We start from the raw sequence: 19,929 nt of genomic DNA on the forward strand, positions 1-19,929 counted from the left end.
AGTCTACGATATATTCGTAAATTAAACCAAAATTGGCCTATGAAAATAATCATATCCTTCTTATTATACATAATCTTTACATTCTCTCCAAGTTTCGCCCAAAGCGTGATTAAAGGTGTTGTATTGGATAGGGAGACTAAGCAACCTATTCACGGAGCTACTGTTTATATCAATAATTCATCTTCTGCAACCAGTACTGCAAAGGATGGTAGTTTCCAACTGCACCAAAAAATTATCCAGAATCAAGAACTGGTCATTTCAAATATTGGATATGAGGCCGCATTTGAAACAATTACTACTAATAATTATGAAAAGGTAAAGATTTATTTAACACGTAAGATTACTACTTTAGAAGAAGTTAGTGTTATCCCGTTTGAAAAAGATGGTTGGGCAAAGTGGGGTAAATATTTTACGGAAAGCTTTATCGGAACAAGTAAATTTGCCCAAAAAACGAAAATATTAAATCCAGATATACTGCGATTCCGATATAATAAATCATCAAAAATATTAACTGTAATAGCGAACGAACCAATACAAATAGACAATAAAGAACTGGGTTATATGATCTCATACGATCTCATTAGTTTTCGATCAAACTTTCCTGAAAATACAATTCAATTTGAAGGTTTTAGCTATTTTAAAGATTATAAGCGGATTACAAAGAGTATATTGACGCAAAGAAGAGTGGCCTACCAGCTTTCCATGATGCGCTTTATACGAAGTTTATATGAACATAAATGGCAGGAGGATGGTTATGTAGTCCGCGAGCTTACTAAAAAAGAAAATCTAGAAAGAAAAGATGCCCAGGAAAAACTGAAAACAATAACGTCACTGGTCAATACGAAATATGAAGGTAAATGGAACTCATTTTATATACTGCAATCAGAAATCATCAAAGATAGTGTGACTAAATATCAAAATATCATGCGGCAACCTGCGTTCTATGACGTCTTAGGAAAACAGTTAACTGAATCTGATCTTGAAAAAGGAAGCTTGGGAAATCAATTAAAGGAAATTCACCATCAAAATTACATTCATATCTTAAATAGGACCCAAAAAATAGACCTCGATTATTTCAATTCTAACAATGCTTATGATGAATCATCTCGTTTAAAAATAGATGACGATTCATCCATTGTCATAAATTATCAAGGAAACTATACGCCTGCTATACAATGGTCAATGGAAGGTTTTTTTGCCTGGTATTCTAAAGTTGGCAATATGCTCCCCTTGGATTATACTGTACAGGAAAATAATAAATAGTCTTTCTTAATTACTTTTTTCTACAATTCCAAAACAATGTGTCGGCTTGAAAGCTTGGGTAGGATTTTCTATAGGAAAGCTAATAATTAATTTACCTTTTTTTCCATGCCACTTGGGTCCCTTGTCTATTAATCTTAATATCTCCTTTTTTAGAACTTCATTGGGTGCGTCTTCAAAATTAACATTTTTTAATTTTCCATTTTTATCAACTTCAAAATTCAGGATAATTTTACCTCCTACATCCCGCACCTGTACATTTCTTTGCAGATATTGCTCGAATGCATTCCATCCTTCTATCGGTGAGGCATCTCCACCAGTTAAGATGGGTTCAATCCCAATCTTATTTTCAGGGGAACTCAGCTCGACTTCTGTCGTTCTACTTTTATTTGTATTAAAATTCTTAAAATAAATAAAGGCGATAAGCACGACAAAAATGACTGCTGCTGCTGATCCAACTGCCAATCGTTGCCAAGTATAAAACTGGGCATTACGGGTAGATATCGTTTGCTCCACGCGGCGGTTTAAACGCTGTTGCAACAAACTCAATTGTCGTACATCCACTCCTTTTTGCAAACGATAACCTTCAATTGCATCCTGCAAAAAAGGATCTTCCAATGCTTCTTTCTCTAGTTGAAACATTTCCTCTTTATTCATCAGACCACTGATGTAGTTATGAATTCTGGATAATTGATAATTATTTTCCATTTTACTTACTCTCCATACAAATTTTAAGATTTCGCTTGCCATTTTGAATATAGCTTTTCACTTTATTCATTTCTATTCCGGTAAGGACTACGATATCTTTATAACACTTTTGCTCTAAATAAAATAACCTGATACAACGCTCCTGCTCAGGTTTTAGCGTCAACATGCACATTTCTAATTTTTCAAATTGACTTTCGCTCCATTCTTTGGGATCAGATTCATCTAAATAATCATGACCAACCGCAACTTGTTCATCAATATCAACATACTGCGTTCCCTTTTCTTTCCTCAGCTGCATGAGGCAAAAATTTTTAGAAAATGTGTAAAGCCAGCTTTTAAAATTATCGACCTCGTGGATGCGCAATTTCCGAATCAATTCTTCAAAAATTTGCATGACGGCATCCTGACTCTTTTCGGCATCGTGCAAATATTTAAAACATACACCATAAAGCAATGACATATAGGGAGCATACAATTTACCCAAAAGATCCAGATCTCCTGTACTTCGATATTGTATTAATAATTCCTTTTCTGTCATGCTCGGGATATTACTTTGCTTAATTGATGCTTTAAGATACATAATTCCATAAAACAATCAAGCAAAGATTAATATTATGTTTCACTTTTATATCGAGTTATTGAAATTCTATCGCTTCAAATTGATTGTAGTATCTTCGTACAATCAAAACTTGATAGTCTTTATCAATTATTTGATGACATTTTAAAGAATAATAGATGCTTATGAATGAATATGAATTAATAGCTATTGGCTTATATATGGCCTTAATGATTGGAATTGGAATTTACTCTTGGAGGAAGTCAAACAGTAATTCCGATGATTTTTTGATCGGTGGGCGCAAGATGGGCGCGGCTGTGACTGCTTTATCGGCAGGTGCAGCAGACATGAGCGGCTGGTTACTCATGGGACTTCCCGGTGCGATGTATCTTTCAGGATTATCCAGTGCATGGATTGCAATTGGTCTGACTATTGGCGCATACTTCAATTATGTTATTGTAGCCCCTCGACTTCGGGTATATACAGAAGTTGCCCAAAATGCAATTACACTCCCTGTATTTTTTGAGAATCGTTTTAAAGATAAGACCCAGCTCTTAAAAATTGTTTCTTCAATTTTCATTTTAGTATTTTTCACTTTATATACTTCAGCTGGTATGGTTTCGGGAGGTCGATTGTTTGAATCTGCTTTTGGTATTGATTACTATACTGGATTGTATGCTACAACTTTTGTTGTTGTACTGTATACTTTCTTAGGTGGATTTTTAGCTGTTAGCTTAACAGATTTTGTGCAGGGAACAATTATGGTTACTGCGCTTGTTATTATTCCAATTGTACTGATTATCCAACTTGATGGACTGGGTAATACATTGGATATTATACATAATAAAGGTGCTAATTATTTAGATTTACTAAAGGGTACCACCACTGTATCGATCGTATCTTTACTCGCTTGGGGATTGGGTTACTTTGGGCAACCTCATATTTTAGTGCGATTTATGGCTATTGGAGATGTTAAAGATATCCCTAAAGCTAAAAGAATCGGAATTAGCTGGATGATTCTAACTGTTGGGGGAGCATTACTTTTGGGATTATTTGGAATAGCTTATTTATATAAGTTTGATCAAACTACTATGTTGCAATTTGATCAATCAAAGGAATTGTCAGAAACTATTTTTATCCATCTTTCGAGAACTTTATTTCATCCCTTAATTGGCGGTTTTCTCTTATCCGCAATTTTAGCAGCTGTCATGAGTACCATATCTTCTCAATTATTAGTGACCTCTAGCTCAATGACAGAAGATATTTATAAAGCTTTTTTTAATAAAACAGCCTCTCCTAAACGTATGTTACTCGTAAGTAGACTATCTGTGCTTATTGTAGCGATAATTGCCTTACTACTCTCCCTAAACCCTAAAGACAGCATATTAAATCTTGTGGGAAATGCCTGGGCCGGTTTTGGCGCAGCCTTTGGTCCCCTTATCATCTTGTCGCTGCTTTGGAAAAAAACAACCGCCACTGCAGGATTATTAGGAATGTTGGTGGGTGGTGCTGCTGTACTTTTATGGGTGTATATCCCTCACGATTACAAATCTGTTTATGAAATCATACCTGGTTTCATTTTGAGTTTCTTAACGATTGTTATTGTTTCGTTTTTCAGTAAACCTGTTGACGCTTCCATTGTGGAGGAATTTGATCAGGTTACGAAAATTCTGAAATAATAAAAAAGGATAACCTAAATCTGGTTATCCTTTTTACTATTTGAAATGTTGATATTGACGAGATATTAGTGGCCTTTTTCATCCATCATTGTATTTCTAAGTCTACTGAAATAACAAGAGTGCAATAATTAAGGTCACAATAATATTAAATGTTTGTGCAATTAAAAAGGCATACAGTGGCTTTTTATTATCCTGTTGAAACAGGTCTTTAAAATTAGTTTCCAGTCCTATTGAGGTAAAGGCCAGGGTAAACCAAAGTCCCTGAATAAATTTCAAACTTCCTTTAACCGCAACATTTGTTTCTGGTGAAATAAAAAATGAGAAAAGTAAAGATGCAAATATAAAACCTAGGACAAACTTTGGAAATCTCTCCCAAATAATTTTCAAAGTTGGTTTCTCTTTCTTTGTTTCATCATCTACTGACTTTGAATAGCTCCAATAAATACTAATTGCAAACGCTGCAATTCCTAATAATACATTTTGTGAAAATTTAACAATTGTACTGATCTTTAAGGCTTCCTCTCCAACTAAACTACCTGAAGCGGCTACAGCTCCCGATGTATCTATTGAACCTCCTAACCATGCTCCTGTTACTTCTTGAGACAATCCCATTTTATCTGCCAAATAAGGCATAAAAATCATCATCGGAATTGCCGTGATCAAGACAAGTGAAATAATATAAGATAGCTTTTTACTATCTCCTTTAATTGCTCCAGATGTTGCAATTGCTGCTGATACCCCACAGATAGATACTGCGCTTGATAGCATTAAAGCCATTTCTTTATCAATCTTTAATTTTTTACAAACCCAAAAAGCAAAATACCATACTGAAATGACCACTACTAATGCTTGGATAAGTCCCAGTGAACCAGCTTTGAGTATATCTCCAAAAATAACTGTTGTTCCTAAAAGAATCAATCCAATTTTGACATACAACTCTGTACTTAATGCACTTTTAAACCAATCAGGAAGATTGAAAAAATTACTGATGACCAAGCCGATCGCCAAACTGAAAATAACAGCTTCTAGATTATAGTCTTTTACGAGTGAATTTCCAGCAAAGATGAGTGCGAGCATGGTTAACACATAGACAGACGGAAAAACTATTAATAAGCTTTTAACCGACTTACCTAATAAGGAGGCTCCGATAATGGCGACAATAAAGACTAGACCAAATTGGGTCGCTATTGCCTGCAGGTTATGAATGGAAAATACTTGGTTTCCTAATTCTGAAAAATTGCTCCAGCTGAAACTTGGTTGAGGAACAATGACCCCAAAAATTGCTAAAAAGACAATTCCTAATCCTAAGATAACAACTACCCAATCCTCAGCTAAGGAGAATGATTTCGAAGATGACATGTAAACAGGTTTTAATTTAGAAACCCCAAATTTAGAAATATTATCCATGCCGGCAACTAGTAAACGAAAAAGTTACCAAATAATAAAGCCGAGATGTTTTCATCTCGGCTTCTAAACCTATAATCACTTTTTAAAACCTAAAAACAATATTTATTGGCATCAATCAACTTCTTAGCAATTCGTTGACGCGCATCTTTCACATTATATGGTTCTGATTTTGTAAAGCGACGTAAACCCACTAACATCATTTTCAACTCATCACCTTCAGCAAAAGAATTTAGGGCTTCTTTTCCTGCAACATTTACTTTATCAATGGTTGAATATAGATAAATTTTAGCCATATCTGTTGCATCAGCACTTGCTTCTACTCCTTTTGTATGATATAATTTCTCCGCACGAAGTAACGCTGACTCAGCGATGTATACATAACCAATGATATCGGCAATATTCATCAAAATCTCCTGCTCCTTAGATAAAGACATCATCAATTTTTGAACTGCGGCGCCAGCAATTAATAAGCCTGCCTTTTTCAAATTAGCGATAATTTTCTTTTCTGCTGCAAATGGTGTTTCATCTTCTTCTCCAAAATCAGGAATAGCTAATAGTTCTGATGCAACTGCAGTAGCAGGTCCCATCAAATCAATCTCACCCTTCATGGCACGTTTTAAAAGCATATCTACCACCAACAGTCTGTTAACTTCATTGGTACCTTCAAAAATACGATTGATACGTGAATCTCGATAAGCGCGTTCCATTGGTGCTTCTGCTGAATATCCCATGCCTCCATAAATCTGTACGCCTTCATCCACAACATAATCTAACATTTCCGAGCACCACACTTTAATGATCGCACACTCGATAGCATATTGTTCTACAGATTTCAGTTTTGCTTTGGCTTCATCCATTCCCCCTGCAACTAATGATTCGTAGGTGTCATCAATATTCTGACCGGCACGATATGCTGCTGATTCGGTTGCAAATAATCGTGTTGCCATTTCAGCTAATTTGTAACGGATGGCTCCAAATTTGGAAATAGGTAAATTGAACTGCACTCGCTCATTCGCATATTTAATAGCTTGTGTAATCACCATGCGTGATGAACCGATAGTAGCGGCACCTAATTTTATACGACCAATGTTTAGGATATTAACCGCTATTTTAAATCCATTTTCACGTTCAGAAAGCATATTTTCAACAGGAACTTCACAATCGTTGAAAAATACCTGACGGGTTGAAGATCCTTTGATTCCCAGTTTATGCTCTTCCGGGTTCATGCTGATTCCTCCAAAATCTTTCTCAACAATAAAAGCGGTAAGATTCTTATCATCATCAATTTTTGCAAAAACAATAAAGATATCAGCAAAACCACCATTTGTAATCCACATCTTCTGTCCATTAATGACATAGTGTGTACCTGCGGCATTTAATTTTGCTGCAGTACGACCAGAATTGGCATCTGATCCTGAATTAGGTTCTGTTAAACAATAAGAAGCTTTCCATTCCCCAGTAGCTAATTTTGGAATATATTTTGTTTTTTGAGCTGCATTTCCATAGTATAAAATAGGCAAAGTACCTATGCCTGTATGTGCCGATAATGCCACAGCAAAGGAGAATCCTCCCCCAACCGCATCTGCAACTAACATGGATGTATTGAAGTTTTTACCAAATCCCCCGTATTCTTCTGGTATGGACACACTCAACATTCCTAGTTCTCCAGCTTTATCCATAAGACTTGGCATCAAACCTTCTTCCTGGGAGTCAATACGATCCAATTTGTTTAGAACTTCCGTATCTAGAAAGTCAATACAGGTCTGACGAATCATCTTTGCTTCTTCATCAAATTCTTCAGGAATAAAAATATCTGTATAAGATGTCTCTTTAATTACAAATTCTCCGCCTTTAATTGTGTTGCTCATAATTTTTCTGATTAAAGTGCAAAGGATAAAGACTAAGACCTTATTTCTTTGCTTCTATTGTTAAATATTATTCTCTAATTTAAAACAGGTACATCTCTATATGTCACCTTATTGATCTCTAAGCTTAAAATCAGTTTAAATGGTCCGATTTAAAAAAAACATCTGGATGAAAAGCTCAAGTCATCCTCAAAATGTGCCATTTGATTTCGATAAAGAACATTTCATATACTCTGTCGAAGTCTTAAAATTTGCGCTATCTATAGTAATTCAAAAATACCTGCTGCTCCCTGCCCTGTTCCGACACACATGGTTACCATGCCGTATTTTTTATTTCTACGCTTCAGTTCATTTAATATTTGAACAGTCAATTTGGCTCCAGTACAACCCAGTGGATGTCCTAAAGCAATGGCACCGCCATTGACATTAACTTTTTCTTCATCAAGACCCAATTCACGAATTACGGCTAAAGATTGTGATGCAAACGCTTCATTCAATTCGAATAAATCAATATCTTCCTTTTTTAATCCTGCCATTTTCAAAGCTTTTGGTATTGCTACAATAGGACCAATCCCCATGATACGTGGCGGAACACCTGCCACGGCATAACTGACAAGACGTGCTATCGGTTTTAGGTTCAATTCCTTCATTTTTTCTTCTGAAACAATCAAAACAAAGGCTGCTCCATCTGAAGTTTGTGATGAGTTACCTGCAGTAACTACACCGTCAGCTGCAAAAACTGGACGCAACTTCGCAAGCGCCTCAAGCGATGAATCTGCTCTCGGTCCTTCGTCTGTATCAACGACATATTCTCTTGTTTCTAATTTTTTGCCATCCTTTAAGTAGTTTTCCTTTACTGTAATCGGAACAATGCCATCTTTTAAATGACCATTTTTAATAGCCTCAACAGCTTTTTGATGTGATTTTAAAGAGAATGCATCTTGGTCTTCTCGAGATACGCCGTATTCTTTTGCAACAGCTTCGGCTGTAAGTCCCATTCCCCAATACCAATCTGGGTTTTCTTTTGCTACTTCAGGGTTTGGAACAATTTTCCATCCTCCAAAAGGCATTCCTGACATGACCTCGACTCCGCCAGCAATAATACAATCTGCCATTCCGGCTTTTATTTTTGCTACAGCTGTGGCTATTGTCTCCAACCCAGAGGCACAGTAACGGTTTACAGTGACTCCTGGTACTTTATCCGTTTGCAAGCCCATCAAAGAAATTAAACGTCCTACATTCAATCCTTGCTCTGCTTCTGGCATCGCATTACCGACGATTACATCGTCAATTTCTTCTTTATTTAAGTTGGGTACTGATGCCACCAAATGCTTGATCACATCAGCGGCCAAATCATCCGCACGCATAAAACGAAATCCTCCACGAGGTGCTTTCCCTACTGCTGTACGATATCCTGCTACAATGTATGCTTCCATAATTTTTAGATGTGAGATGTGAGATTTAAGATATCAGATCGTTAAAATTCACATATTATTTATTATCATTTTTTAATTTATTCAAAAATCCAAAAATCATTTTTTGAATTTCTATAATTTGAGAACACAGCTGTTCGGCTTGCTCAACCTTTAACAGCTTTAGATTTTGTGCTATAATAATTTGTGTCTGCAATTCGAAAGATGATCCATTTGCAATTCCAAGAAAATGAATAAATTCATTTCCTGAATTTCTACCTGCTCCTTCTGCTATATTTGACGCAATCGATATAACCGATCGTTTAATCTGAGATGATAATCCAAATTTTTCTTCTGAAGGAAAAAGAGATACTACTTCATATACTTTTGTAGCTAATTCAATTGATTTACTCCAAATCTTTAATTCTTTCAGATTATGCATATCTCAAATCTAATGTCTCAAATCTCTAATCTAATTTATACTCTAATTTCTTAACGGTTTTCCTTTTGTTAACATAAATTGGATACGTTCCAAAGTTTTTCGTTCTGCACATAGCTCAAGAAAAGCTTTACGTTCTAGATCCAATAAATACTGTTCAGAGACTTCTGTTGGTGCCGATAACTCACCGCCACATAAAACATTTCCTAATTTTTCAGAAATCTTTTTATCATGGTCAGAGATATAATTTCCAGCACGCATTGAACTTGCTCCTACATAGACAATTCCTAATCCTTGTTTTCCCAATACCTTAATATCAGTCCTTTGAACGGGCTGTATATAACCTGCATTAGCTAATTCTAAAGCCTTTTCTTTTGCATCAGCAATAAGTCGAGCTTTATTCATAGTAATCGCATACTTACCTTGCTGCAGGTATCCAAGCTCATAGGCCTCTATAGCTGAGGTTGACACTTTTGCTGTTCCTATGGTCAAAAAACGATCTTTTAAAGTATTTTGAACAATTTGATCTTCTTTATATTCATCTGAAGCACGTAAAGCAAATTCTTTAGTACCTCCGCCACCTGGAATTACACCAACTCCAAATTCAACTAAGCCCATATATGTCTCAGCATGTGCCTGCACAAAATCGGCATGCATTGAAAATTCACAGCCTCCTCCTAATGTCATTTGAAATGGTGCTACTACTACTGGAATGGACGAATAGCGAATCCGCATAGAAGTATTCTGGAAAGCACGAACCGCCATATTTAATTCATCGTAGTCTTGCTCAGCGGCCATCATGAATATCATACCTATATTAGCTCCTGCGGAGAAATTTTTTCCTTCGTTAGAAATTACTAATCCACGATATTCTTTTTCAGCTAAATCAATTGCTTTATTCACGCCTTGAATTACATCTCCACCGATCGTATTCATTTTGGTATGGAATTCACAATTGATAATTCCATCTCCAAGATCAATAATGGAAACTCCGGAATTTTTCCAAATTGTTTTGCTTTCACGGATGTGATCTAAAACAATAAGATCTTCTGTTCCTGGAATAGGTTTGTATGATTTTGATGCAATATCATAATATTGACGAACGCCATTTTCGATTTTATAGAAAGACTCACAACCTGCGTCTAACATATCATGAACCCATTGTGAAACTTCACCACGTTGACCTGGGAGACGTTTCTCTTCGTTCTTAATTTTTTCTATTGTCTCTCGAACACCTAAAGCATCCCAAACCTCGAAAGGACCTATCTCCCAACCGAAGCCAGCACGCATCGCATCATCGATACGGAAAAAATCGTCAGTAATTTCAGGTACACGATTAGATACGTATTCAAACAAAGGATAATGCATGGCACGGAACAATTCTCCTGCTTTATCTTTCCCTTGTTCATATACTTTCATTCGTTTGCGAATATCTTCCACCAATTTTGTAGCTTCCAGGGTAGCAGATTTCACCTTTCCTTGAGGTCCAAATGTTAAAGTTTTCAGATTTAAAGATTGAATTTCTGAATTTCCAGAAGCATCTTTTACTTTTTCGTAAAATCCTTTTTTGGTTTTTTCACCTAGCCACTTATTTTCAACCATTTTAGTTATAAAGGAAGGCAATTGAAATACCCCTTTAGCTTCATCATTGGGTGCATTCTGGGCGAGGCCATTAGCAACGTTTACCAAAGTATCTAAACCAACAACATCAGCTGTTCGGAAAGTTGCCGATTTCGGATGCCCCATCGCTGGACCGGTATACTTATCAACTTCTTCCACAGTCAAACCTAGCGGTTCAACGAGATGGGTTAAAGCAAGCATTGAATAAACACCGATTCTATTGCCAATAAATGCTGGTGTATCCTTGCATAAAACAACAGTTTTACCTAAAAACTTGTCACCAAATTCTAACAGAAAATCAACAACTTCTTTTATTGTATGGGGGGTAGGAATAATTTCCAACAATTGTAAATAACGTGGCGGATTAAAGAAGTGTGTACCACAAAAATGATCTTTAAAATCTTCGGATCTACCTTCCGTCATAAGATGTATCGGAATACCCGAAGTATTTGAAGTAATCAAAGTGCCTGGTTTTCGGTATTGTTCAACGCGTTCAAACACAGATTTTTTGATATCCAATCGTTCAACGACAACTTCAATGATCCAATCGCATGATGCGATATCAGACATATTATCATCAAAATTTCCTGTTGAAATCCTTTTCACAAAAGATTTACTATAAATAGGAGATGGATTAGATTTTACAGCCGTTTCTAAAGACTGGTTGACAATGCGATTGCGAACGAACTTACTATCCAAAGTAAGTCCTTTTGCTGTTTCAGCTGGCAATAGCTCTTTTGGAACGATGTCCAAAAGTAATACTTCCATACCGATGTTAGCAAAATGGCAAGCGATCCTAGAGCCCATTACTCCAGAACCTAATACTGCTACTTTTCTAATGTTTCTACTCATTTATCTAATTGTTTATTATCAATAATTGCTAAGCTTATTATTGATCGATGGTACTATTTTCTTCTTGATATGAAGTCGCCAATTCATTTAATTTGGCTAAAGATTTCATCAATTGATTCCGCTCTTTCTCTGATAAATTTTCCTCGAGATAATGATTAAAATTACGAACGACGTTTTTTGCCATTTCTCTTTTTTCTTTACCCAGCTCTGTTAAATACACTTTAACCGATCGCTTATCAGATGCACTCGCTTCTCTATAAATAAATCCCAACTTCTCTAAATTATTTAACACCCGAGACAAACTAGTTGTTTTCACACCTGTTAAATTGGCGATCTGTGATACGGGGGTCCCCTCTTTATGGATATTAATTAAAATATAACCAGCAGCCTGAGTAAAACCATACTGCGTCGCAATCTGGTTATACTTATTAGCGATAGTCTGCCAACCTGTTTTTAAAAAATAATCAATTGTTTTATTTTGACTCATAATTTGCTTTATTATTTACTATGCAAGCATAACAAATCTAATTTATTTTTTTTGGATTTCAAATAGTTAATATTAAATTTTTAATAAATATTTGACGGAAATGAATAGTCCCTTACTAAGGTATTAAAATACCGATTATAATCAACAATATGCCATATTATCAAAATGTGGAAAACTTTTAACAACTACAAACCAACAACTTAAGCAAAACACCCCTACAGTTATTCACATTTGTGTTTTTATATTCAAAATTAAATCGGTTACCTTTGTACAAACAAACATAAACGTATGGCTTTAGTTAATATACCGAGACTTGACTTGTTAAACTTTACTGAGGGGAATTCAGAACAGCGCGGTCAATTTATCCAAGACATTGGAAAAGCTTTTAACGAAACTGGTTTCGTTACTATTGCTAATCATGGTCTATCAAAAGAACTAATAGACGAATTGTATCAAATCGTACCCGCATTCTTCTCATTACCGACAGAAACAAAATTGAAATATGAGTTTCCTGAACTTGCCGGACAAAGAGGGTATACAACAAAAGGTCGCGAAAAAGCAAAAGATTCCACAACTCCAGATTTGAAAGAATTTTGGCAAAGAGGACAAACAATCGTTGGTGAAGAATATAGTAAAACTGATTTTCCTGATAATCCGGAAGTTGCCGAATTACCCCGATTCAGTGAAATCACCGCCGAAGTATATAAAAAACTAGAAGACACTGGTCGTGAATTATTAAAAGCAATTGCAACTTATTTGGAGCTAGAAGAAGATTATTTCGAAAAATTCGTTATCAACGGTAACTCTATTTTACGTGCAATCCATTACTTTCCGATCCAAAATCCTGATGAATTAGCACCTGATGCTGTTCGTGCCGGAGCACACGAAGATATCAATTTAATTACTTTATTAATTGGAGCGAGTGCTGACGGTCTTGAGGTTATGACAAAAGACGGTGAATGGTTTCCTATTAAAGCTAAAGGTGAAGATATCGTTATCAATGTTGGTGACATGTTGCAGCGCTTAACAAATAATAAATTAAAATCAACTACACACCGTGTCGTTAATCCACCGCGTGAATTAATGGGTAATTCTCGTTTTTCTATTCCTTTCTTCTTACACCCTAAAGCATCAATGAGCTTAGCTTGTTTAGATTCTTGCATTAGCGAAACCTATCCAAAAGCTTATCCTGATTATACTGCAGGTGAATATTTAGATGAACGTTTGAGAGAGATCGGTTTGAAGATGTAAGTATTTTTTATAAAAAAGAAGACCAACCTTTCAAACAAACTGTTTATTAGAAAACAAAAATGGCCTGTTAAAAATTTAACAGGCCATTTTTAATTTTTAACATCATTAAAATCTTGATTTCCCTTTTGACAATGATCAATCAGGAAATCCATATTAATCTGTTTAAAAAGAATAACCAAAACCTACGTTGAGGTAAATATTATGCATACTGAAATCGATAGAATTGAAATCTTTTTCTAAAATATTATTGAAGCCATATGTAAGGTCTGTCAATAATTTAAAATGTTTATTCATTTTCCATTCTGCTCCAAGTTGAGTACCCCATTGAAATTTCCGAACATTGTCCGAGAAATCATATGCAGCTTGACTTCCGTCTTCAAACGATATTTTTGTTCCTGTTGGTGTATTTTGCCTTAAATAGCCATCCGATACATATCCATCAAATGTATTGTCAATCAATCTTGAAAAATAGAGACCTCCATATAAATTCCATTTATCCGAAAGTTTATAAACAGCCAAAACAGGTATAGTAAAATATGTATTACTCACATTTGTCTGTACTTTTCCTGTATAGTAACCTCTAACTTTTGAATTATCCTTAACCACTTCTGTTAGATAGTTCTTGACGCGGGCATTGGTCTTCATTCCTTTTTCTTCAAAACGAAGCCCTAATCGCACTCCCCATTTTCCATTTTCATGTATCCATTTAGTAGCGTTTGCTTCTAAACCAAAACTAAACCCGGGATTAAAACTTTCAATCTTTCTTATTTCACGAGGCATACCTAATGGACTACTGCCCCCTATACTAAATTGCGCTTGCACTGCGTAATCAATATTTGTATCAAAAAAATTTGTGTTACTGTTAACTGTACTGTCTTGCGCCTGGGCATATTGGGTAACCATTAAACAAATAGCTACAACATATAGTATTCTGTTCATTACAATAGTTTTATTATTTATATTCATCATTATTTTTTTTGACCTGTAACAAGCTCTACCTCATCAATAAATAAAGTACTTCCTACAGCACCATTAAAAATATCTCCTTCTTTACTTGAACTGAATACTATGGTATACATATATTCTTTAGCTGGATCAAAAGATTTACCATTCACAAAAGAAAAAGGAACATTAAATGCTGTCCATTTATCAGTTTCAATTTGTTCTTTTGTTCCAATTCTAGCAACACTAACGATCCGAGAATCTTTAAAGGCATGTGTACCTGTTAAGAAATTTTTATTTAAATCAGCTGATTTTTCAAATAAAATTGCATATCCATCCCACGTATCTTTAGTGAGCTGTGATGGTTTTGTATTATCTACAAATTTTTCACCGGCTTTATATTTAAAGAAACCTTTTAATGCTACCGGAGCAGTATCATTGTTGTACGAGATACCAAATCGAGTAGAATTAACAGTAGGAAAAGTAAGCCTGAACTCCCCAACAAACAGATTACCCGCAGCCAATGGCGAACCGAACATCCCGCCTAATGGACCGGTATCTTTCGTCATTAATTTAGCAGCATTACCAAGATAACCGTCTGTTACTTGCGAAGTTGGATAGAAAGATGGTATTAAATCTTTATCCTCTCCCACTAATGTACCAGCAAGAATATTATATCCCTCATTTGCTGTTTCCCAAATAATATTTTTCTGACCGCCTGCTGTTAATTCAAAAAACTGATGGTAATGACCTACAGGATTATCTGTATCAACAACTTGTGCATTTTCAAATGCACCATAAAAATTAGCGCCTTCGTCAACTACAAATGAGACTGTATAAGTCTTTGACCATGCACCATCTTGAGAAGTTACCGTATATTTTTGAGGTTGTGAAAAATCAAGTTCGGTACCACTTTTTGGCAAGATAGTCGCTCCTGGTGTCAACACAAACTCAGGCGTATGTACGTAACTACCAGAAAAGCGTTTTAGTTTAAAAATAATCGTATTATTACCTATAGAAGGTGCTGTACTAAGTGCTAAATCTCCATTCAGAATACTCGCCTGTTCAATATCAGCTTCTGTATTCAATGCCTCTTCTTTAATACAGCCATTTAATCCAAAAAACAGCATAATACAAATCATAAACGATAGAATTCGTTTTTGTTCCATAATAAATTAATATTTAATGTAAAATATCGTTAATTGTGAGAATTATTAACGTGGCGCAAAGTTAAGATTGTTGGGGTAACAACTTAAATTTCGTGGAGAAAAAAGACCTTTGTCTCTAAAACTTGACAATTAAAGGAAATTCAACTGTTATTAAAGATTTTCTTTTATTTTTTTAGGCAATGATGCAAATACAAGATCATAACTATGATCAATTAATTCCAATAACTTTTGGTCTGTTAATTCACGATTTGCATGAACTGTATTCCAATGTTTCTTATTCATATGATAACCTGGAAAAACTGTCTGCAGAAATTCCTGTCTCAAACTAATAGCATACTCTGGATCACACTTAACATTAAAAGATAGTCCCTCCAATTGATCTAACCCAACTAATAGAAAAACTTTAGAAGCAACTTTAAAAACCAGTGTATCAGGACCAAATGGAAGTTCTTCTGTTACTGCATTTTTTGCTATGCAATAATCGCGTAATTCTTCGATATTCATGTTTGGATTTTTTCTGAAAGTTAAGAAATAATTATTATTTTACCCAATGTACAGCCTGCTGATAAAGATTATAAAAAAACAAAAAATGTTAATTATTGTAAATAATGCTCTGTTTTTATAACATTCTGATTACACAAATATTAAGAACCGGTTAATATTCTATATTTGACACATAACTTCACCTAAATAGCATTATGAACAGGATATTTTTCCTCCTATTATTTTTTTGCACATCATTAAGTTACGCACAAACTTCTATTAAGGGTAAGGTTATAGATCGAGGCGAAAACAAGCCCCTTTTCAATGCTTCAGTAATCTTACTTACGGCACAAGATTCTATTTTGAAAGTATTTACACGCACAAACGAGGAAGGTAGTTTCAATATTCAACCCCCAGAAAAAGGTGCTTATCGCGTACTTGTGACTTATCCAAAATTTGAACTATACAGTGACATTATAAATGTAGAAGATAGCAAGATTGATTTACATGATATTAAGATAAGTTCACGAGCCAATGTTCTTGAAGAGGTTGTTATTACGCAAAAACTACCAATAAAAATTAAAGGTGACACAATAGAATATAATGCCGGTAGTTTTGAAACTGAAAAAAATGCAAAATTGGAAGACCTTCTCCGAAGGTTACCCGGTATGACTGTATCTTCGGACGGAACTATTACTGCTCAGGGGAAAACAGTTTCAAAGGTATTGATAGATGGTGAAGAATTTTTTGGTTATGATCCTAAAATTGCGATTCGCAATGTTAGAGCAGATGCTATTGACAAAGTACAGGTATACGAGAAAAAATCTGATGAAGCTGAATTAACGGGAGTGGATGACGGCGTACGTATCAAAACGGTTAATGTGGTGCTTAAAGAAGAAGCTAGAAAAGGTATTTTCGGAAATGCGAATGCTACAATTGGTACTAAACATTTATTTGACGCGGGTTTATTTGCCGCTAAATTCAATCGTTCTGAACGTATAGGACTAACCGGAAACTGGAACAATATGGGAGGGGGAAATGATTCAAGGATCCGTTCCAATGCCAGCATTCAAGGTAAACCTGAATATAAAAATATTGGCGTAAATTATGATAATGTATTTCTAAAGAAAAGATTATCATTAAATTCCAGTTATAATTTCAACAACAACAGCGCTACTAATGAACGAACTTCTAACGTTAAGGAATTATTTGAAGACAAAACACAAGAAACAATAGGAAGTAACAGCTCCGATAACGATACAAAAAATAACAATGTCAGAACACAGGTACGATTCAAAATCGATTCTATCCAAAATCTAGACGTTCAATTGAATGCAGGCAAATCAGACACCTATACTAAAAGTACGTCGAACCGTAGGATCACCATTAATGACACTACACTAACGAACACTTTTGATGAAAATAACAGCTCAAAGGGAAATAATGATAATGCCGATTTCCGTATTAATTATAGAAGAAGATTAAACAATAATGGACGGTCTATTAATGTTCAGTTTAATACGCAATTATCACAAAGTGAATCTATTGGTCAAACAAAATCGATTACAAACTATTATAAAAACAACGCGCTTAACAGAGCTGATACTATAGATCAAAAACGTGTAAACGAAGCGAAGAACAATCGAATCGGTGCTTCTCTAAATTTAAATGAGAAATTACTTCAAGACTTGTACCTAACTGTAGGATATACGATGAACAGTAGCGTTTCAAAAAGTCTAAATAGATCATTAAATGCCAATGGACTGGGTGAATATACGTTGTTAGATTCATTATATTCTAAAAATGAAGAAAACAAAAATTTCAATCAGGGTGCAAATATTCAGTTAAACTACAACATTAAAGACAAACTCAATATTAACCTATCAAATACGATGAGCTATAGGAATCAAAAATTAATTGACACCTATCGTGATATTAATCTCAATCGCAACTTTTGGGATAATAACCTGAATATGAATGTTAATTACAAATTGTCTTTAAACAAAAATTTGATGCTTAGCTACGGTACATCGAACAGAATTCCGACGTTCGGACAATTGATAGCCTTACAACCACAGACAAATCCATTATTTGTACAATTAGGAAACCCCGATTTAAAGAAATCAACTGAAAACTCTTATAATTTAAATTTTAATACCTTTAGCATTTTAAGAAGTTCGAGCTTCAATATCAATGCGGGTATTACAACAACACATAATCCGATTGCAAATAAGAGAATCCTTGATTCTGAAGGGGTGACAACCAGTAATTATGAAAACATACGAGATAAAATAAACTGGTCCGCTAGAGTATACTCTGGTTATAGTAAACCTTTATTTAATAATTTACTTCAGTTCAATCCAAATGCGAATTTAAGTTATGGAAATAGTTACGACTTTCTGAATGGTGTATTGAACAATTCCAAGAACTACAATGCAAGTGCAGGTTTTGGATTAAATAAACAAAATTCTAAGGTTATTGACTTCAACTTCTTTACGAATATAGGTGTTGATCGTGTGGAGACTCTTTTACAACCTGATTTAAACAGTAATAGTCTGAGAGCAAATATCAATACGGATATCAAATACTTCCTACCCTTTAAATTTGATCTGGTGCAGGTTATTAATTACGGATATACGGGTAAGAACAAAGTATACACTAAAGCTATCAATCAATTTTATATGAATATGGAATTAAATAAGAAATTGATGAGCAATAACCTACAATTAAGCTTAAAAGCATTTGATATTTTTAAAACATTCAATACTACCAATCGCTCATTTGACAGCAGTAAATTTTCGGAATCACAACAACAGATGCTTACTCAATATTTCATGCTTGGATTGAAATGGGATTTTAACAAAAAATTAGGAAAGAAAAATGACTAAATTATTAATAGGTTTCATTCTTTTGCTATTTGGCACAGATGCATTTGCGCAACATGCTTACTTTGCAACAAAGGGAACCATCAATTTTGAAAAAGTGGTGTATACGAAAGCGAGAATGCGAGAATTGATGGCTAAGCATGGTGGAAACGGTAATAGAGGTATGATGTACATGGGAAACATCGATGAAATGCCAGAAAGTTCTACATCCAATTTTGTTCTGAAGTTTGATGAGAACCAGACATTGATGGAGTCCAATGCAGAAGAAACGCCAACAAAACCCAATACCTCACCAGCAAATACAAGAGTTGGAAGAAGTTCAGGAGGAGGACGAGGGAATGCAGGAGGACGAGGGAATGCAGGAGCCAATCAACGAACAGGCACAAATGGAGGTGGCGGTATGCGTGGCATGGGCAGAGGAAACAACAGAATGGGCGATAAAACTTATTTTCAGAACCTTAAAGCTAAGCTTTCTGAAGTACAGCTTCAAATTGACGAAAAAATTATTATAAAAGATAGTCTTCAGGATGTTACATGGCGATTCACAGATGAGTTTAGAACAATTTCAGGGTATGAATGTAGACGTGTAAATGGGGCGACGAAAGATTCACTCTATCTAATCGCTTTTTATTCAGAAGAGATTCCTGTCTCAGGAGGGCCGGTATTAACAGGAGGATTGCCCGGAATGATCTTGGGACTTGTTGTTCCTGAAATGCATATCAATTATTGGGCGACTGAGGTAAAATTCACCACTGATCAGGTTTCAAGTTCGTGGAAAGATAAAAAAGCAAAAGAGATGTCATCCAACGAATTTTTCAAATTGCTTTCAGGCAGTATGTTTAGGGGAAGAGGTAACAGTGATGCGCAACAAAGAAGACAAATATTAGAGCAGATTCTTTATTAAAGAATCTGCT

General features: G+C 35.1%; 16 protein-coding genes. 5 read left to right on the forward strand and 11 right to left on the reverse strand.

All coding sequences use genetic code 11. The annotated features are described in order from the left end of the window. The first annotated feature begins 39 nt into the window (after nt 1-39). Nucleotides 40-1,263: a carboxypeptidase-like regulatory domain-containing protein gene (locus HCX49_RS15860; protein WP_168127616.1), complete on the forward strand. Its 1,224-nt coding sequence runs from the start codon at nt 40-42 to the stop codon at nt 1,261-1,263. Between the two features lie 6 nt (nt 1,264-1,269). On the opposite strand, the gene HCX49_RS15865 is transcribed toward HCX49_RS15860, so the two are convergent. Continuing rightward, nucleotides 1,270-2,010: a hypothetical protein gene (locus HCX49_RS15865; RefSeq protein ID WP_206368539.1), complete on the reverse strand. Its 741-nt coding sequence runs from the start codon at nt 2,008-2,010 to the stop codon at nt 1,270-1,272. Further along, entirely contained in the window at nt 1,970-2,506 is a 537-nt protein-coding gene (locus HCX49_RS15870) for an RNA polymerase sigma factor (protein WP_031286924.1), read from the reverse strand. Before HCX49_RS15870 ends, HCX49_RS15865 begins: the two co-directional genes overlap by 41 nt. Before the next feature lie 203 nt (nt 2,507-2,709). Between HCX49_RS15870 and putP the strand changes: the two genes are divergently transcribed. Beyond that, on the forward strand, nt 2,710-4,203 hold the full coding sequence (putP, locus tag HCX49_RS15875; protein ID WP_168127617.1) for a sodium/proline symporter PutP: 1,494 nt from the start codon (nt 2,710-2,712) through the stop codon (nt 4,201-4,203). Nucleotides 4,204-4,305: 102 nt separating this feature from the next. Here the strand turns inward: putP and HCX49_RS15880 are convergent, their stop codons facing one another. The 6 genes from HCX49_RS15880 to HCX49_RS15905 all read right to left on the reverse strand — a co-directional run bounded on the left by HCX49_RS15880 (nt 4,306) and on the right by HCX49_RS15905 (nt 12,285). After that, the gene (locus HCX49_RS15880) at nt 4,306-5,562 is read right to left on the reverse strand and encodes a YeiH family protein (protein WP_031286926.1); all 1,257 of its coding nucleotides are present in this window, start codon (nt 5,560-5,562) and stop codon (nt 4,306-4,308) included. A 137-nt stretch (nt 5,563-5,699) separates the two neighbouring features. Beyond that, nucleotides 5,700-7,478: an acyl-CoA dehydrogenase family protein gene (locus HCX49_RS15885; RefSeq protein ID WP_168127618.1), complete on the reverse strand. Its 1,779-nt coding sequence runs from the start codon at nt 7,476-7,478 to the stop codon at nt 5,700-5,702. Between the two features lie 257 nt (nt 7,479-7,735). Continuing rightward, the gene (locus HCX49_RS15890; protein ID WP_132769295.1) at nt 7,736-8,911 is read right to left on the reverse strand and encodes an acetyl-CoA C-acyltransferase; all 1,176 of its coding nucleotides are present in this window, start codon (nt 8,909-8,911) and stop codon (nt 7,736-7,738) included. 55 nt (nt 8,912-8,966) lie between these two features. Further along, nucleotides 8,967-9,329, reverse strand: a complete 363-nt coding sequence (locus HCX49_RS15895) for a four helix bundle protein (protein WP_132769297.1) — start codon at nt 9,327-9,329, stop codon at nt 8,967-8,969. Nucleotides 9,330-9,371: 42 nt separating this feature from the next. Next, nucleotides 9,372-11,798, reverse strand: coding sequence for a 3-hydroxyacyl-CoA dehydrogenase/enoyl-CoA hydratase family protein (locus HCX49_RS15900; protein WP_132769299.1), 2,427 nt, complete (start codon nt 11,796-11,798; stop codon nt 9,372-9,374). Nucleotides 11,799-11,835: 37 nt separating this feature from the next. Beyond that, nucleotides 11,836-12,285: a MarR family winged helix-turn-helix transcriptional regulator gene (locus tag HCX49_RS15905; protein ID WP_021187929.1), complete on the reverse strand. Its 450-nt coding sequence runs from the start codon at nt 12,283-12,285 to the stop codon at nt 11,836-11,838. Between the two features lie 288 nt (nt 12,286-12,573). Between HCX49_RS15905 and HCX49_RS15910 the strand changes: the two genes are divergently transcribed. Further along, nucleotides 12,574-13,536: an isopenicillin N synthase family dioxygenase gene (locus tag HCX49_RS15910; protein WP_045752411.1), complete on the forward strand. Its 963-nt coding sequence runs from the start codon at nt 12,574-12,576 to the stop codon at nt 13,534-13,536. Nucleotides 13,537-13,698: 162 nt separating this feature from the next. On the opposite strand, the gene HCX49_RS15915 is transcribed toward HCX49_RS15910, so the two are convergent. The 3 genes from HCX49_RS15915 to HCX49_RS15925 form a co-directional block, all read right to left on the reverse strand. Further along, nucleotides 13,699-14,475: a porin family protein gene (locus HCX49_RS15915; protein ID WP_168127619.1), complete on the reverse strand. Its 777-nt coding sequence runs from the start codon at nt 14,473-14,475 to the stop codon at nt 13,699-13,701. Nucleotides 14,476-14,504: 29 nt separating this feature from the next. After that, the gene (locus tag HCX49_RS15920) at nt 14,505-15,647 is read right to left on the reverse strand and encodes a PCMD domain-containing protein (RefSeq protein ID WP_168127620.1); all 1,143 of its coding nucleotides are present in this window, start codon (nt 15,645-15,647) and stop codon (nt 14,505-14,507) included. 150 nt (nt 15,648-15,797) lie between these two features. After that, the gene (locus tag HCX49_RS15925; RefSeq protein WP_021190148.1) at nt 15,798-16,151 is read right to left on the reverse strand and encodes an MmcQ/YjbR family DNA-binding protein; all 354 of its coding nucleotides are present in this window, start codon (nt 16,149-16,151) and stop codon (nt 15,798-15,800) included. Between the two features lie 194 nt (nt 16,152-16,345). Here HCX49_RS15925 and HCX49_RS15930 point away from each other — a divergent pair, with 194 nt between their 5' ends. Together HCX49_RS15930 and HCX49_RS15935 are read left to right on the forward strand one after the other, a co-directional pair. Continuing rightward, nucleotides 16,346-19,018 carry a TonB-dependent receptor domain-containing protein gene (locus HCX49_RS15930; RefSeq protein WP_021190149.1) on the forward strand — a complete coding sequence of 891 codons (2,673 nt, stop codon included), beginning with the start codon at nt 16,346-16,348 and terminating at the stop codon, nt 19,016-19,018. Beyond that, nucleotides 19,011-19,919: a GLPGLI family protein gene (locus HCX49_RS15935; RefSeq protein WP_168127621.1), complete on the forward strand. Its 909-nt coding sequence runs from the start codon at nt 19,011-19,013 to the stop codon at nt 19,917-19,919. The genes HCX49_RS15930 and HCX49_RS15935 overlap by 8 nt, the downstream gene beginning before the upstream one ends. Nucleotides 19,920-19,929 lie beyond the last annotated feature (10 nt).

Origin of the sequence: Sphingobacterium sp. B16(2022) (assembly GCF_012030425.1) — a bacterium.
Taxonomy (GTDB): Bacteria; Bacteroidota; Bacteroidia; order Sphingobacteriales; family Sphingobacteriaceae; genus Sphingobacterium; species Sphingobacterium anhuiense.

Coding starts and splice junctions, on each gene's coding strand:
- HCX49_RS15905 (WP_021187929.1), bottom strand. CDS start 12,285: ATGAGTCAAAATAAAACAATTGATTATTTTTTAAAAACAGGTTGGCAG.
- HCX49_RS15930 (WP_021190149.1), top strand. CDS start 16,346: ATGAACAGGATATTTTTCCTCCTATTATTTTTTTGCACATCATTAAGT.
- HCX49_RS15910 (WP_045752411.1), top strand. CDS start 12,574: ATGGCTTTAGTTAATATACCGAGACTTGACTTGTTAAACTTTACTGAG.
- HCX49_RS15920 (WP_168127620.1), bottom strand. CDS start 15,647: ATGGAACAAAAACGAATTCTATCGTTTATGATTTGTATTATGCTGTTT.
- HCX49_RS15880 (WP_031286926.1), bottom strand. CDS start 5,562: ATGTCATCTTCGAAATCATTCTCCTTAGCTGAGGATTGGGTAGTTGTT.
- HCX49_RS15885 (WP_168127618.1), bottom strand. CDS start 7,478: ATGAGCAACACAATTAAAGGCGGAGAATTTGTAATTAAAGAGACATCT.
- HCX49_RS15915 (WP_168127619.1), bottom strand. CDS start 14,475: ATGAACAGAATACTATATGTTGTAGCTATTTGTTTAATGGTTACCCAA.
- HCX49_RS15895 (WP_132769297.1), bottom strand. CDS start 9,329: ATGCATAATCTGAAAGAATTAAAGATTTGGAGTAAATCAATTGAATTA.
- HCX49_RS15935 (WP_168127621.1), top strand. CDS start 19,011: ATGACTAAATTATTAATAGGTTTCATTCTTTTGCTATTTGGCACAGAT.
- HCX49_RS15870 (WP_031286924.1), bottom strand. CDS start 2,506: ATGACAGAAAAGGAATTATTAATACAATATCGAAGTACAGGAGATCTG.
- HCX49_RS15900 (WP_132769299.1), bottom strand. CDS start 11,798: ATGAGTAGAAACATTAGAAAAGTAGCAGTATTAGGTTCTGGAGTAATG.
- HCX49_RS15925 (WP_021190148.1), bottom strand. CDS start 16,151: ATGAATATCGAAGAATTACGCGATTATTGCATAGCAAAAAATGCAGTA.
- HCX49_RS15890 (WP_132769295.1), bottom strand. CDS start 8,911: ATGGAAGCATACATTGTAGCAGGATATCGTACAGCAGTAGGGAAAGCA.
- HCX49_RS15865 (WP_206368539.1), bottom strand. CDS start 2,010: ATGGCAAGCGAAATCTTAAAATTTGTATGGAGAGTAAGTAAAATGGAA.
- putP (WP_168127617.1), top strand. CDS start 2,710: ATGAATGAATATGAATTAATAGCTATTGGCTTATATATGGCCTTAATG.
- HCX49_RS15860 (WP_168127616.1), top strand. CDS start 40: ATGAAAATAATCATATCCTTCTTATTATACATAATCTTTACATTCTCT.